Origin of the sequence: Pseudoalteromonas sp. c7(2019) (genome assembly GCF_011378625.1) — a bacterium.
In the GTDB taxonomy this organism is placed as follows: domain Bacteria; phylum Pseudomonadota; class Gammaproteobacteria; order Enterobacterales; family Alteromonadaceae; genus Pseudoalteromonas; species Pseudoalteromonas arctica.
In genome coordinates this window covers 227,366-242,655 of the sequence record NZ_WTKS01000001.1, presented here as the reverse complement: position 1 = coordinate 242,655, position 15,290 = coordinate 227,366, and the positions used below count along the sequence as shown (strand labels likewise).

General features: G+C 39.2%; 17 protein-coding genes. 12 read left to right on the top strand and 5 right to left on the bottom strand.

What is annotated here, in order from left to right; translation table 11 throughout:
- Window positions 1–172: 172 nt before the first annotated feature.
- From GQR38_RS01115 to GQR38_RS01095, 5 genes are read left to right on the top strand one after another with little or no spacing between them, the layout of a single operon-like run.
- On the top strand, window positions 173–559 hold the full coding sequence (locus GQR38_RS01115; protein ID WP_024592533.1) for an ACT domain-containing protein: 387 nt from the start codon (window positions 173–175) through the stop codon (window positions 557–559).
- A gap of 3 nt (window positions 560–562) precedes the next feature.
- A complete protein-coding gene (locus GQR38_RS01110) occupies window positions 563–1,060 on the top strand; it encodes a PTS glucose transporter subunit IIA (RefSeq protein ID WP_007582561.1) in 498 nt (165 codons plus the stop codon).
- 4 nt (window positions 1,061–1,064) lie between these two features.
- Complete coding sequence (locus tag GQR38_RS01105) at window positions 1,065–1,409, top strand: ArsC family reductase (protein ID WP_024592532.1); 345 nt, start codon at window positions 1,065–1,067, stop codon at window positions 1,407–1,409.
- A complete protein-coding gene (gene dapE, locus GQR38_RS01100) occupies window positions 1,409–2,539 on the top strand; it encodes a succinyl-diaminopimelate desuccinylase (RefSeq protein ID WP_165721501.1) in 1,131 nt (376 codons plus the stop codon). Before GQR38_RS01105 ends, dapE begins: the two co-directional genes overlap by 1 nt.
- Window positions 2,539–3,225, top strand: coding sequence for a M15 family metallopeptidase (locus tag GQR38_RS01095; RefSeq protein ID WP_165721500.1), 687 nt, complete (start codon window positions 2,539–2,541; stop codon window positions 3,223–3,225). The genes dapE and GQR38_RS01095 overlap by 1 nt, the downstream gene beginning before the upstream one ends.
- 19 nt (window positions 3,226–3,244) lie before the next feature.
- On the opposite strand, the gene GQR38_RS01090 is transcribed toward GQR38_RS01095, so the two are convergent.
- A complete protein-coding gene (locus GQR38_RS01090) occupies window positions 3,245–4,114 on the bottom strand; it encodes a DMT family transporter (RefSeq protein ID WP_024590438.1) in 870 nt (289 codons plus the stop codon).
- Window positions 4,115–4,625: 511 nt separating this feature from the next.
- Between GQR38_RS01090 and GQR38_RS01085 the strand changes: the two genes are divergently transcribed.
- The 4 genes from GQR38_RS01085 to GQR38_RS01070 all read left to right on the top strand — a co-directional run bounded on the left by GQR38_RS01085 (window position 4,626) and on the right by GQR38_RS01070 (window position 7,702).
- Window positions 4,626–5,990 (top strand): adenine DNA methylase, encoded by a 1,365-nt coding sequence (locus GQR38_RS01085; RefSeq protein ID WP_165721499.1) that lies wholly within the window; start codon window positions 4,626–4,628, stop codon window positions 5,988–5,990.
- Window positions 5,991–5,998: 8 nt separating this feature from the next.
- Window positions 5,999–6,424, top strand: a complete 426-nt coding sequence (locus GQR38_RS01080; protein WP_007582549.1) for a YcfL family protein — start codon at window positions 5,999–6,001, stop codon at window positions 6,422–6,424.
- Between the two features lie 11 nt (window positions 6,425–6,435).
- Complete coding sequence (gene lpoB, locus GQR38_RS01075; RefSeq protein ID WP_007375407.1) at window positions 6,436–7,056, top strand: penicillin-binding protein activator LpoB; 621 nt, start codon at window positions 6,436–6,438, stop codon at window positions 7,054–7,056.
- Window positions 7,057–7,234: 178 nt separating this feature from the next.
- The gene (locus GQR38_RS01070; protein WP_008134100.1) at window positions 7,235–7,702 is read left to right on the top strand and encodes a glycine zipper 2TM domain-containing protein; all 468 of its coding nucleotides are present in this window, start codon (window positions 7,235–7,237) and stop codon (window positions 7,700–7,702) included.
- A 380-nt stretch (window positions 7,703–8,082) separates the two neighbouring features.
- Here the strand turns inward: GQR38_RS01070 and GQR38_RS01065 are convergent, their stop codons facing one another.
- Window positions 8,083–9,300: a pyridoxal phosphate-dependent aminotransferase gene (locus tag GQR38_RS01065; RefSeq protein WP_010554238.1), complete on the bottom strand. Its 1,218-nt coding sequence runs from the start codon at window positions 9,298–9,300 to the stop codon at window positions 8,083–8,085.
- A 105-nt stretch (window positions 9,301–9,405) separates the two neighbouring features.
- Entirely contained in the window at window positions 9,406–9,750 is a 345-nt protein-coding gene (locus GQR38_RS01060; RefSeq protein ID WP_007582543.1) for an Hpt domain-containing protein, read from the bottom strand.
- 137 nt (window positions 9,751–9,887) lie between these two features.
- Here GQR38_RS01060 and GQR38_RS01055 point away from each other — a divergent pair, with 137 nt between their 5' ends.
- Both GQR38_RS01055 and GQR38_RS01050 read left to right on the top strand, forming a co-directional pair.
- The gene (locus GQR38_RS01055; protein ID WP_007582541.1) at window positions 9,888–10,484 is read left to right on the top strand and encodes a tRNA-uridine aminocarboxypropyltransferase; all 597 of its coding nucleotides are present in this window, start codon (window positions 9,888–9,890) and stop codon (window positions 10,482–10,484) included.
- A 24-nt stretch (window positions 10,485–10,508) separates the two neighbouring features.
- Window positions 10,509–11,294, top strand: coding sequence for a CLCA_X family protein (locus GQR38_RS01050; RefSeq protein WP_165721582.1), 786 nt, complete (start codon window positions 10,509–10,511; stop codon window positions 11,292–11,294).
- Window positions 11,295–11,310: 16 nt separating this feature from the next.
- Here the strand turns inward: GQR38_RS01050 and dcd are convergent, their stop codons facing one another.
- Both dcd and apbC read right to left on the bottom strand, forming a co-directional pair.
- Window positions 11,311–11,895 carry a dCTP deaminase gene (gene dcd / locus GQR38_RS01045; protein WP_007582539.1) on the bottom strand — a complete coding sequence of 195 codons (585 nt, stop codon included), beginning with the start codon at window positions 11,893–11,895 and terminating at the stop codon, window positions 11,311–11,313.
- Window positions 11,896–11,901: 6 nt separating this feature from the next.
- Complete coding sequence (gene apbC / locus GQR38_RS01040; protein ID WP_101163617.1) at window positions 11,902–12,978, bottom strand: iron-sulfur cluster carrier protein ApbC; 1,077 nt, start codon at window positions 12,976–12,978, stop codon at window positions 11,902–11,904.
- Window positions 12,979–13,165: 187 nt separating this feature from the next.
- On the opposite strand from apbC, the gene metG reads away from it, so the two are divergent.
- Window positions 13,166–15,187, top strand: coding sequence for a methionine--tRNA ligase (gene metG, locus GQR38_RS01035; RefSeq protein WP_007582537.1), 2,022 nt, complete (start codon window positions 13,166–13,168; stop codon window positions 15,185–15,187).
- The last annotated feature ends 103 nt before the right edge of the window (window positions 15,188–15,290 follow it).

Sequence of the window (15,290 nt, the reverse complement as noted above, 5' to 3'; positions counted from 1 at the left end):
TAGGTTATTTATACCCTGCAACCCCCATACTTATCCACAGAAATTGTGGGTAAGTTTTTACTCCCTTCTTTTATCTACTTATTTACTGCTGAGTTAGTCGTTGTTACACCTTTAATTTAAAGCCAATAATCTATACTATAAAGCTATCAATATTGCTGTTCGCAGGCTTTTAATGTCAAAACAAACATTACAATTACACAGCACCATTTTATCTATACACAGTTTAGATGTAGATGCCGACATACCTGCGGCACTTTTAAAGCAATCTTTGTTTTTTATTTCTAAAACCCATGATGAACTTTCAATTGTATGCCCAAGCGATTTTGAAGTAAAAAGCCTGGATACCGAACCCGACTGGCAAGCTTTAGAGGTTGTAGGTCCACTTGGCTTTTCGTTAACCGGAATTATGGCTAATATTTCAGGGGTATTAGCGCGCGCTAAAATTTCTATCTTTTCAATTTCAACCTACGATACTGATTATATTCTCATAAAAAAACACACTGCAGAAAATGCTATTTCCGCTTTAAAAAAAGAGGGTTATAACGTGGTGGGAAACTAACTTATGAAAGCTCAAAAAATTGACTATTTAGCTCAAAATAAAACGCCTCTTAATGCAATAAATATAACCAGCCCATTTACAGGTAAAGTAATTGAACTGAAAGAGCACCCAGAACCTTTTTTTCGTTTTGGCACTCTGGGCCCTGGTATTATGGTGCAACTAACAAGTCATAAAATTTTAGCACCGTTTGATGGAACTTTATTACAAGTAAAAAATGCAGGTACTGAGTTTATTCTACAAGCTAATAATGGTCTAAAAGTCTTGATTAACTTAACCATTTTTGATTCGCAATCAATTACGCATACCCATATTGCGCAACTCAATGGTAGCAAAATATGCAAAGGTCAACGCCTTGCTTATTTTGATTTACGAGAACTTGATACTCCAATGCTTGCTAGTTTAATTTTACTAAACGGCCATAACCTTGGCACATTTCATTACTCGCATTCGCATGTAAATGCGGGTGAAGACACCCTATTAACTATTATTAAGAAGAACTAGATTTATGATCACTCTATACGGTATTAGCAACTGCGATACGATAAAAAAAGCTAAAAAACATTTAACTGATAACAACATCGAATTTACGTTTCATGACTACCGCAAAGATGGCGTAAATGAGCAAATGGTGAGTGAATTTGCAGACAAGCTCGATTGGGAACAACTCGTTAATAAACGTGGAACAACTTATCGCGCATTAACTGATGAGCAAAAACAAAGCCTAACTAAAGAAAGTGCTATCCCATTGTTGGTTGAACAACCTGCCATGATCAAACGTCCAGTACTGGTAAACAATGGCAGTTACCATTTAGGTTTTAAAGCAGCCCAATACGACGAGATTTTTAAATAATGACTAATGACGTAATTCAACTCGCCCAAGCGCTAATCCAACGTGAATCGGTAACGCCCGAAGATGCTGGCTGCCAACAAATGATGAACGATCGCCTTGCTGCGGTTGGTTTTAATATAGAATCATTATTTTTTACCGACACACTTAATACTTGGGCTCGAAAAGGCACACAATCGCCGCACTTTTGTTTTGCTGGTCACACCGACGTTGTACCAACAGGCCCTGAAAAAAATTGGCAACACCCGCCGTTTTCAGGATTAATAAAAGACGGCCTACTGCACGGGCGTGGCGCTGCCGATATGAAAGGCTCATTAGCCGCAATGCTTGTAGCAACCGAACGTTTTGTTACTAAACATCCAGATCATAAAGGCTCTATTTCTTTTTTAATCACTTCTGACGAAGAAGGACCGTTTATAAACGGCACAACACGTGTAATAGATACACTAGAAGCCCGTGGTGAAAAAATAGATATGTGCCTAGTAGGCGAACCCTCATCACGAGATGTATTAGGCGATGTTGTTAAAAATGGCCGAAGAGGCTCACTTACCGCTTACCTAACGGTTAAAGGCGTACAAGGTCATGTTGCCTACCCACATTTAGCACAAAACCCAATTCATCTAGCAACGCCTGCACTTACTGAGCTTAGCCAAACGGTGTGGGATAACGGAAATGAATACTTCCCTGCTACCAGCTTTCAAATTTCAAATATTAATAGCGGCACAGGTGCAGGTAATGTGATCCCGGGTGAACTAGAAGTACAGTTTAACTTTAGATTTAGCACGCAAGTAACACATGAGCAATTACAACAGCGTGTAAATGACATTCTACAAAAGCATAACTTAAATTATGAATTAAGCTGGATAGTAAATGGCTTACCTTTTATTACCGAGCACGGCCCGCTTGTTGATGCCACAGTTAAAGCGATTAAATCAGTAACCGGTTTAACCACGAATCTAGAAACTACCGGAGGCACATCTGACGGTCGCTTTATTGCGCAAACAGGTGCTAAAGTAATTGAACTTGGTCCACGTAACGCCACTATTCATAAAGTAGATGAATGCGTAAGTACCGATGATTTAATAGCCCTTACCGACATTTACGAGCAAATACTAGAGCAACTTTTAGCATAATGGATGTCACTCAACCAACACCAATAATGTGTATCACGGGGCAAAGTGATACACATTTAACTGATATACAAAATCATCGCTTGCACAGCGCTATTATCAGCGACTTTTTAGCGCTGCAAAGTGCAGCACAAAAAGCGGGATTTGAGCTTACTATTGCCTCAAGTTTTCGCGACTTTAATCGCCAATCAATTATTTGGAATAATAAGTTTTTAGGTATTCGACCTGTTTATAATAAACAGCAAAAGGTTGTAGATTTAACTAAATTAAATGATGTAGATAAATGCATAGCAATAATGCTCTACTCTGCATTACCTGGGGCCAGCAGGCACCATTTAGGCACCGATTTAGACGTGTTTGATAAAGCTGCGGTAAGTGATGATTATAAACTACAGCTAACACCTGATGAATACCTGCAAAGTGGGCCGTTTGCGCCTTTAAGTAATTGGCTTGATACTAACTTAGATAAATTTGGCTTTTATCGCCCTTACCAGCATGATTTAGGTGGTGTCGCACCTGAGCTTTGGCATATAAGCCATATTAAGCAATCGCAATTATTAGTTAATAAGCTTAGCGAACAAGTACTTTTTGAATGCATAAAAAACAGTGAACTACAGGGTAAGCAGGCAATACTTGATAACTTACCCGCTATTTATACACGCTTTGTAACGAACGTTAGTTCGCCATAAAGAACTTGTTTAAGTGGTATCACACCTTCTTTTTATTTAAGATAAATACCAGCACAGCCCCTAATATTAACGAGCTTGCTACTATAAATTCCATTGTTACCTGCTCTGATAAAAACAAGACCCCGGCAACGGCTGCAAGTACAGGTACACAAAGCTGCACAACAGCAGCTTGGGTACTTTTAAGCAGTGGCATAGCCACATACCAAACACTGTAACCAATTCCAGAAGCTATCGCACCCGAGGCACATGCAAGCAAAACCCCTTCAATACTCATATTTTTTAAATAACTCATACCAACAAGTAATAAAACAGGGATAGCCACTAAGCTTCTTATAAAGTTAAACCCTGTAGTACGCAGTGGCGATACGCACACTTTACCGCGAATACTGTAAATACCCCATGCCACACCACTGAGTGCCATGAGTGATGCACCTAATAATGAAGGTACAGCAGCAGATGGCAGCATTAAATATACAAACCCACCTAGCGCCACTATAAACGCGCACCACTGAAGCACACTCAACTGCTCTTTTTGATATATACCCCAGCCAATCATAGTGAGTTGCACGGCTGAAAACAAAATCAGTGCACCGGTGCCTGTATCTAGCTCTACGTATGCAATCGAAAAACAAAGTGCATAAACTAAAAGGCTTATACTGCTTCGCCAGCTTCCTTTATCACTTAAAATAGCGGGGTTAAATGTGCCTTTTCGTTTTAAATTATGAGTATAAATAGCCATTATAATGCCCAAACACGCAGCACCACTGAGTAAGCGAATAACTGTAAAGTTCCAAGCATCTATATAGCCTTCGGCTAAAGCCATTCTGCAAAAAAGAGAATTTGCAGCAAACGCAATTAAAGCAATGATTGTATACAACGTAGCTTTCAAAAAAATTCCTTAGCAATAAAAACAAATTACAGCGTTATTTCAATTAATTAATTAACCTACTAAGCTAAAAACATTGTCATAAGCGCCTATAAAACCGCTTACTGAGCAGCACATTTAAACAGGATTGGTATAACTGTGCAAAGAGAGTATTTAGTTTTAATAAATTAGATCATTTATACTCAAATCTTAGCCGCATTTGCAAAATACGGTGTCTACAACACAAGATATCCTTTTAGTCTTTTTCGTATACGACTTAGTGAATAGCAATTACTTCATTTAAAAAATTCATTTATCATTACGCTTTAGGGATCATTGTATTCAATAAGACCAATAAAGTACCTTAAGCATTTCAATATTGTTACCCAACAAGAAAATTCACACTTTGTTCACCAATGTCATTTTATATTTCTTTATTAGCAGGCAGTTTTACTCTACGATTTTTTACAATATTTCACACATTTAGCTAAAAATAATATGTTAATGTATACAGGTGAATTGAGAGGAGTGCGCAGTGCGCCTAAGTATAATTTTAAGCTTTTGTTGTATTTTAAGTGGGTGTAGCACAGTGGGCTTTAATGACCTATTTAATGACTATGCCACGCAAATGACACCAATAAGAAATGCGATCGAGAAAAACAATATCGAAGAAGCGCAATCCCTTATTGCCAATAATAGCACCATGCACAGCAGCTACTTACTCAACCAACTTGAGCAAGCTCGCTTAAACGACTTAGCCAATACGCCACAAGAGGCACAAAGTAAATTTGAGAACGTGTATACGCAAATGCAAAAAAAACGCGAAGCCGCCAAAATACAAGTAAGTGCGGGGCTTGAGCAAAGCAATGCGTTATTTACTAACGACTCAGCAATTACTTATGTACCACCGGCTTACGAAATGAGTATGCTTCATAGTTATAAAGCACTTAACTACGTGTATAAAAATGATGTAGAAGGCGCTTTGGTCGAAATTCGCCGTGCTAATAAAGTACAAGTTGATGCACTAAGCGAAAATAAAACAGATGGCGACTCAACAGTTAAGGAAGCGCAGCAGCACTACCCTAGCATGGGCAATGTAACCAGAGATGTAAAAAATGGCTTTCAAAATGCCTACACATTTTATTTATCTGCTTTGCTTTACCAAAGTGCTAAACAGTATGACGATGCTTATATTGATTATAAAAAAGCACTGGCTATACAACCTAACAATATTTATTTACAGCAGGACGTAATACGCCTTGCTAAAAAACAAGGGTTTGACCAAGACCTAAGCGAATTTAAAAAACGTTTTAGTGATGCACCCACAATTTCTGCAACGCAAGGCGAAGTAATTGTTTTATTTGAACAAGGCTTAGTACCAAAACAAGATGAATTTAAACTGCGCTTACCAATTTATTCATCACGCGGCGATGCACGCTTTTACAGCCTTGCAATGCCAGTATATAAAGATAATGCCTATGTACGCCGCCTTAATAATATAAACATAGATGCACAAAGCTTAGAGCTGAGCCCATTAGTACACATTGAAGCACTTGCAGCAAAAACATTAGAAGATCAAATACCTGCAAAAGTAGCTCGCCAAGTACTTAGATTAGTAGCTAAAGAGAAAGTGCGTGCAGAACTTGCTCGCAGTGCCGGTGATGTAGGTAACATACTTGCTAATATTTATAATTTGGCGTCTGAGCAAGCTGATACACGTAGCTGGCTTACACTTCCAAATCAAATAAGTGTTGCAAGGCAAAGCCTAAATACAGGTGAGCATTCTCTGCATATAGGCACACAAGCACCTATAAATTTTACCGTTAGTAAGCAAGGGTTAACGTTAATTTACTTAACCTCCGTTAATAACTACTTTAATTACCACGTAGTTCAACTTTAGGAGCCATCATGAAATACATAGCGCCATTATTAGCAGTCTTAATGCTCAGTGCATGTTCCAGCAAACCGGTTACATCGGGTATTTCTGTTGAACAAAATAAAAATCAGTTTAATGAGCAATTACGTGTAGATAACCCAGAGCTCGGTAAAAAGCTGGCCATTACTGATGTTAAAACACGTCAAACCAACCAGTTAACCGATGTAGTAGTGACACTTTCGAGCCAGTATAAAAAATCACAGTATTTGCAGTATCAATTTAATTGGTTTGATAAAGACGGCTTTGTTATTAAAGGCAATCATTCACCTTGGCAAGCACTCACCTTATTTGGTTTTGCAAAAACACAATTACCGGGCTTAGCACCTAGCTCTGATGCGGTTACCTTTTCTTTAGCAGTAAGAGAAGTGTCTACCGAATCACAAGAATTTAAAGATTAAAGGAAACAACCATGATCATCAGTAACAAATTTAAAACAGCATCAACTTACGCTTTAGTTGGCTTGAGCGCTTTAGTATTAAGTGGCTGTGCTAATAAAGCTGTAGTAAGTTATGGCGATGCACAAGCAGTAGAAACAACAGATATTAATTTTGGTTCTACCGACTTACAAAAAGTAGCGAGCCAAATGACCGACTCATTACTCAGCTCACCTGTTGTTGGCACAATGACCGCTAATAAACGCCCTGTAGTATTTGTTGAACGTATTAAAAATAAAACCAGCGAGCACATTGATACAGAATCAATCACCGATTCAATCTCAACACAAATGCTACGCAGCGGTAAGTTCCGTTTTGTAGATATGACCCGTGTTGAGTCAGTACGTGAGCAATTAACGTTTCAAAATGAAGATGCTCTTGTTAACCCTGCAACAGCCGTTGCATTTGGTAAACAAATTGGTGCGCAATATATGTTATATGGAAACTTATCAAGTATTGTTAAATCAAATGCCGACAAATCAGACGTATACTACAAATTTACAATGCGTTTAATGGATATGGAAAGCGGCCTAGTTGAGTGGGCAGACGAAACTGAAATTCGTAAAACTAAAGAAAAATCAACCTTTGGCTGGTAGCCAATACCAATCTGCTTATATATGGGGTCTATTTAACGTTAAGAAAATTACGCTAGTACTAGGCAAAAATTTTTGTATTTAGTTGTTCTAAATAAAAAATTTTTAACGACGTTATAGCGCAATTTAATTCGTTAAATTGATCAAAGATTTATGCAGGTTGATATAAAAGGAGCAAGTTATGAAAGCAATTACTGTAATTATGTGCGCTTTACTTACAATAAGCGCGCCTACGTTTGCTAAATACGAGCGCAATAAAGCAGTCCCTGTGCAGCAAGTTTTATTTGGTGACGTAAAATCGGTACGCAATATTACCGAACAAGAAATCATTCAAGACAAAAACAACGGCTGGAAAACCTTCGGCGGTGCATTACTCGGTGGCGTAGTAGGCAACCAGTTTGGTGGTGGTAGCGGCCGCACAGTAGCAACAATATTAGGTTCGGTAATTGGCGGCAGTGTTGCACATAATAGGCAGCAGCAAAGTCATTATCAGCAAAATCACTTTGTAGAGTTATTAATACAAGTTGAAAATGGCGACCAGTTTATGGTTGTTCAAGATCAGGACCAATCAATGCGTTTTAGCAAAGGCGATAACGTAAGATTAGTGTACTTGAACGACAACACCGTGCGTGTAGATAAAGCGTACTAGGACGTGCTGAACTTTGGTGGTTGAATTTGCAGCAGAATGTTTGGTATTTAGACAAGGCAGAGCCTATGAACTGTGGTTGTTCCCTATAAATAGGCGATAACGCAGCATAAATGCCAAACATGCGCTGCCCGAAGAATTCTGCCTAGCGGCAATTAACTCTTTGTTGCCTACATGGATGTAGGTAAGGGGCGTGAGCAGGACGCGGAAGCTTTGCTCGGTTTTTACTTAGCCCACTAGGTTACAAATCTCGCGTCGCGATTTAATCGCCCCTAGATTGAACAAATTTCAATCCACAAAGATCTACACGCCCTGTTAATATATTCATGACTAAAGTAAAAAACGAGCCAAATTTGGCTCGTTTTTTTATTATTTTTTAATAACTATACTTGGCGATAGTCTTTAAAAAACCGCTTCATTTTTAACATCGCATCCGATAAATCATCTTTGCTTGGTAAAAAGACCAACCTAAAATGATCAGGATCTGGCCAATTAAACGCCCTGCCATGTACAAGTAATATTTTTTCGGCTTTTAGCAAATCGTACATCATCTTTTCATCATCTTTGACGTTAAAAAGTGCTGTATCTACTTTGGCAAACGCATAGAGTGCGCCTTTAGGTTTTTTACAACTAATGCCTTCAATATCATTTAATCCGCGCCATGCAATATCACGCTGCTCATACAAGCGACCACCCGGGTTTATTAGACTATCAATTGATTGCACGCCGCCCAAAGCCTGTTGAATCGCATACTGTGCAGGTACATTTGCGCACAAACGCATAGATGAAAGTATTTCTAGGCCTTTGCGTAAATCATCCATTACCGAGGTACGACCGCTTAGAACCATCCACCCCATTCTCAGCCCCGCTGCACGGTAGGTTTTAGCTAAACCATTAAAAGTAATAATAGGCACATCGTCGCAAAGTGAGCCGATTGAAGTATGCGTTATACCATCGTATAAAATCTTTTCGTAAATTTCATCGCTCAATAACAGCAGTTTATGTTCACGCGCTATATCAATTAATTGCATTAACAAATCATCACTGTAAACCGCACCAGTAGGATTATTAGGATTAATTAATACCAGAGCTTTAGTTTTAGACGTGATTTTACTTTTTATATCGGCAATGTCCGGAAACCAATCTTGCTCTTCATCACATAAATAATGTACCGGATTACCACCCGATAACGTGACCGAAGCAGTCCAAAGTGGATAATCTGGAGCAGGAATAAGCACTTCGTCACCATTATTTAATAGCGCTTGGGTGATCATCTGAATAAGTTCGCTTACGCCATTACCAATATAAATGTTATCTACATCTAAATTATGTAATCCACGTTGTTGGTAATGCTGATAAATAGCCACACGGGCTGAATAGAGGCCTTTAGAGTCACAGTAACCTTGGGCTGAATATAAGTTGCGGATAATATCGCGGTGCATATCTTCTGGCATATCAAAACCAAAAGCAGCCGGATTACCTATATTCAATTTTAATACTTTTTGACCTTCGTCTTCCATTTTTTTAGCTTGCGCTAAAACCGGCCCACGAATGTCATAACATACACCTTCTAATTTGTGACTCTTTTTAATATCAGACATTTTTACCTCGACTAGTGAATCTTTAGACTAACCTAGTAAAGGCGTAAAATGCCAGTGTATTTAAACGCTTAATACTGAAATAAATTCACGTTTCAGCTTCAATAATTAACGAGATGCTAACCATTCATTTAGCTTAGCTTGAGAGCCAGTTACTTGAGCCATTAAGCTATTAGATGCGTCGATGGCTTCAGCTAAGTTATCTAGGTTTAAATTTTGTTCAATAACGCGAGATACTTCAGCAAGGCTTGAAGCACCAAACTGCGCAGCGTTAGATTTTAAGCTATGAGAATGACGAATCGCCGCTTCTCTGTCTTTTCCAATGGTTGCTAAAACTTCAGAGCCTAAACGCTCAAACTCCGAGCAGCAAAAATCAAGTGTATCAGCAAACTGCTCACCCAATAACGATTCCATACTCTCTAATGCTGATGTATCAATATTTATTTCTGTCATATTTTAAGCCCTTAAAACAATCCATGTAAATTACAGTTTAATAGTACTACTTTATATTGATGCGTAAAAAAAACCAACTTAATTACCTTATAAATGTATAATTGTGAGGATCATACTGGCAACAAAAAGTTTATTAAATGGCACGCACACTTTGTAATCATTGTAACTTTGCACTTAACACCTGTATTTGCAGCGCAATTACAAATATAAACAACAAAGTTAAGGTTATTATTCTACAGCACCCAAGCGAAGAAAAAATAGCAAAAAATACCGCTAAACTACTCAATTTGTGTCTAACTGATTGCCAAATAGTCAAAGGCGAAAATAATGACGACTTTTCTATTCTTAAATCACTGCCAGTAAGCTCAACTGTTTTGCTCTACCCTAACGAACACGCTGTAAATTTAGACGATAGCGCTGAGCAATCTAATATAAAAAACATCACCCATTTAATCGTGGTTGATGGTACATGGAAAAAAGCCTACAAAATTTTGCAGCTCACCACATTGCTAAATCAATTCAAAACGGTCAGTTTTAAACAGTTACCTAAAAATCGTTATGCTATTCGTAAAGCCCCTAGGGCCGACAGCCTATCCACACTTGAAGCCGTAGCGCATAGTTTGTTTTTAATAGAGCAGTTAAATCCTGCACCACTTTATAATGTGCTTGATGAATTAATACAAAAACAAACCCATCACATGCCCGAGCACGTAAAAGCACGTTACTTAGATTAAATTCGTTACTATATGAAACTTGCAATGCGTAACTACCCAAACAGGCTAAAACGTGGCTTTACTCGCCAAGGCCCCGACTATCGCTTTGACGACCAAGTCGACTTTAGCGATATAAGAGATACCTTTGGCTTTAGGTCAATGGTCGTCGGTAAATGGGTAACTAAAGAAGAGCGCTACATTAGCGCTAATTTAATTTACGATGCACTGGCCGACCTTGCACAAATACTGCATTTACCGCCCAAAGCTATTGGTCTTCGTGGCAAACTTAATTTTGCATTTGGTCATGGTGGTCAAAAAGGTGTACAAGCGCATTATAATGCAGCCTCTCAAACGCTTGCCCTTGCAAAAAATGCAGGCGGTGGTGCACTTGCTCACGAATGGTTTCATGCGTTTGACCATCATATAAGCGAGCATTTATTTGCAGCAAAACCACGATTTGGTTTTGCCTCAAAATTATGGCTTTCAAACACGCCTAATTTATCGCATCCACTTAATAATGCTTTGAACAGTTTTTATAAAAATGTATTTTTAGATGAGCACAGCGTTGATGCTAATAACTTTGTACAAACATGCATAGAACACGATAAAGCTCACAATATGAATTATATGAGTATGCCAGAGGAGCTTGCCGCACGTTGTTTTGAAGCCTGTATTGAGCAGCATTCAAATATAAAAAATAGTTTTTTAGTGGGAGGCTTAAAAAGCAGTAATTTAATATACCCAAATGTTGAGCATATTAATAAAGCAAATGAAGCGCTTAACCAGTATTTTGAATTACTGGGCTATGCGCTTCATAAAATAGACGAGTAATGTCTATATTTGGTGATTACTTATCGTCACTAATACGACTTGCTACTGCACTGTTTTGATCTTTATATTTTGCATCTTTACGGATGTTGTATGGGTTTTCACACGGGCCCGATAGCATTTCAAAGCTCATAGCCCCAATTTTCATCAGTGGGCGAAGCGCCAGTGGTAATTTACCTGAGTTGTAAAACTCTAAAACAATATTACCGCTCCAGCCTGGGTCGATTCGGTGCGCAGTTACATGCACCATTAAACCTAAACGTGCTAGCGATGAGCGCCCATCTAACCACCCTACTATGTCTGCTGGCAGAGTTACTTTTTCGTGTGTTATAGCAAGTGCAAGTTCACCTGGGTGTAAAAAGAATGCTTCACCTTCATCAAGCACTATTTCTTCACTCATGATTGATTCCATGGCTTTATTTAACTGATCTTTTGGACCACTTAAATCCACGTATGCTGCATTATGCGCATTAAAAGTTCTAAATTTATTACCTAATCGCAAATCGGCAGTTACGCCTGAAATCATGTCACTTGTTGGCGCAGGCTCAATAACAATGCGACCATCGCTTAGGTATTCATTAATATGTGTGTCTGAAAGTCTCATTATTTATTAATCTTCTGTAATCACAATTTCAATTGCATTGTGATGCTGTTGATAATAGAGCGTGCTGGCTATAAGCCTCGCTGCTGCGCTGTATGTTTTGCTTATCGCCGCGTCGTTATCGTTGGCAATAAGTTTTCCTTGCTCAGAATACTCACGTATATCTATTGCAAGCGGAATATGGCTAAGTACGGGCACGCCGTGCTTGTGCGCCAGTTTTTGTGCACCGTCTTTACCAAATACGTGGTTAGCTTCACCGCAGTGGCTGCAAATGTAATAACTCATGTTTTCAATTAAGCCCAGTACTGGCACGTTTACTTTATTAAACATAGCAATGCCTTTTTGCGCATCGGCTAGAGCTAAGTCTTGCGGCGTAGTGACAATAACAGTGCCGCTCGCTGGTACTTTTTGGCTCATTGTTAGTTGAATATCACCGGTGCCCGGTGGCATATCCACAATTAAGTAATCAAGCTCACCCCAATCAGTCTCGTTAAGCAATTGGCTAAGTGCGCCTGACGCCATTGGTCCGCGCCATACGGTGGCGTCATCGCTTGGGACTAAAAAGCCAATTGACTGCGCTTTAATGCCGTTTGCATCAAAAGGCTGTAGCTGTTTATTATCTTTAGTGACGGGCTCTGCGCCTACCAAGCCTAAAAGCATTGGAATAGATGGGCCATAAATATCAGCGTCTAAAATACCGACCTTTGCGCCCTCATTTTTAAGCGCGCCCGCCAAGTTAACGGCAGTAGTCGACTTACCTACTCCGCCTTTGCCTGAGGCAATAAGCACAATATGTTTAATCGCCTTAAACTTAGCTGCCTCTTTAATGATAACCTTGGCGCTAATTGTTACAGGCACATTTAAGCATTCACTTACGTGTTGCTCAACTAAAGGCATTTCTGATTGCCCAGCAAATGGCAGGGTTAATTTAATATGTAGTGATTTATCGTCATTTTGAGTAATAGTATTAATGAAGCTTTCGTCAATACCGACGGCAAAAGCCGCACTACGATATGCCGCTAAGGCAGTAATAATCGGTTGTTTTTGCACCGATTTAGAAGAGAATAGTTTCGACAGTCCAAACATAGCAATTAAATAGCGTTTCTTTGATGAAAAGTGCCACGGAATTATGTAACATTCAGGGCATTAACACCAGTCAATTAATAAAAATCCATAAGCTGTGCGCACTCTAAGCAGATAGCTTGTAGATAAATTAATGATAATTGCCGTTTGTATAATAAAAACGGCGTTTTATCCTCAATTCGGAATGATTATGACGCAGCGAAAGATCCTGATTACCAGCGCATTACCTTATGCAAATGGCCCTACTCACTTAGGTCATTTATTGGAATATATTCAAACTGATATTTGGTCACGTTTTCAAAAACTACAGGGCCACGAAGCTTATTATGTTTGCGCAGACGATGCCCACGGCACGCCAATTATGCTTAATGCGCAAAAGCAAGGGATCACGCCTGAAGAAATGGTAAAACAAGTGAGCATAGAGCGCCAACGCGACTTCGCTGACTTTAATATCAAATTTGATAACTACCACAGTACGCATAGCCAAGAAAACAAAGAATTAAGCGAACTTATTTATAACCGCCTAAACGATGCCGGTCATATTAAAAAGCACACTATTTCGCAATTATTCGATCCAGAAAAAGGTATTTTCTTACCCGATCGTTTTGTAACTGGTACTTGCCCAACGTGTAAATCTGAAAACCAAAACGGCGACAGTTGTGATTCGTGTGGTGCTACATACAGCCCTACCGAACTCATTAATCCGCGTTCTGTAATGTCAGGTGCAGAGCCTGTACTTAAAGATTCTGAACATTACTTTTTTGACCTGCCAGCATTTGAAGGCATGCTAAAAGAGTGGTTACACTCGGGCACTATTCAACAAGAAATGGCTAACAAGCTAGACGAATGGTTTACCGATGGCCTGCAGCAGTGGGATATTAGCCGTGATGCGCCTTACTTTGGTTTTGAAATTCCAAATGCACCGGGCAAATATTTTTACGTTTGGTTAGATGCACCTATTGGTTACATGGCGAGCTTTAAAAACCTATGTGATAAAAAAGGCATCAACTTTGATGAGTTTTGGGCTGAAGGTTCAGACGCTGAGCTTTATCACTTTATTGGTAAAGACATCATTTATTTCCACAGCTTATTTTGGCCAGCAATGTTAGAAGGCGCTAATTTTAGAAAGCCAACTAACGTATTCGCTCATGGTTTTGTTACTGTAAATGGCGAAAAAATGTCTAAATCAAAGGGTACGTTTATTAAAGCGCGTACTTATTTAGATAACTTAAACCCAGAGTACTTACGTTACTACTACGCAGCAAAATTAAGCAGCGGTATTGTTGATCTTGATTTAAACCTAGAAGACTTTGCACAACGCGTAAATTCGGACCTAGTAGGTAAAGTAGTAAACATAGCGAGCCGTTGTGCTGGCTTTATTACTAAAAAGTTTGATGGCAAGCTAAGCAGCACTATTATGCAACCAGAGCTGTTAGCAGAGTTTCAAGCGGCTGCACCTAGCATTACAACACACTATGAGAACCGCGATTACAGCCGCGCAATTCGCGAAATAATGGCGCTTGCCGACAAAGCAAACCAATTTATTGATGGCGCAGCACCTTGGGTATTAATTAAAGACGAAACTAAGCAACAAGAAGCACACGAAGTGTGTTCTCTTGGTCTTAACTTGTTCCGCGTTTTAATTACTTACTTAAAACCAGTGCTACCAGAAATGGCCGACAACGTACAAGCATTTTTAAATGACGACCTTGCATGGGACGGCGTTCAAAATGCTCTCGTAAGCCACCCTATCAATAAATTTAAACCGTTAATGCAGCGTGTTGAAATGGATAAAGTAAATAAAATGGTTGAAGAATCTAAAGAAAGCTTAGCGCCAAAAGTAACTATTGACCCTAACAGCCCACTTGCAAAAGAGCCGATTAGCGACGAAATAGAATTTGATGACTTTGCAAAAGTAGACTTACGCGTAGCTAAAATTGCTAAAGCAGAGCACGTAGAAGGCGCTGATAAACTACTTAAGCTAACACTTGATTTAGGCGGCGAAACTCGCCAAGTGTTTGCAGGTATTAAATCAGCTTACGCACCAGAGGATCTCGAAGGTAAGTTAACCGTTATGGTCGCTAACCTTAAGCCTCGTAAAATGCGCTTTGGTATGTCTGAGGGCATGGTATTAGCAGCAGGTCCTGGCGGAAAAGAAATTTATATTCTTAACCCAGATGACGGCTCAGAGCCTGGTATGCGCGTAATGTAATATTACTCATACAATAAAAACCGCTGATACATCAGCGGTTTTTTTATGGGCAAAAGCAATGTTTAGTCGTATATTCAATACGAATGCCTCTGTATTAAATAAA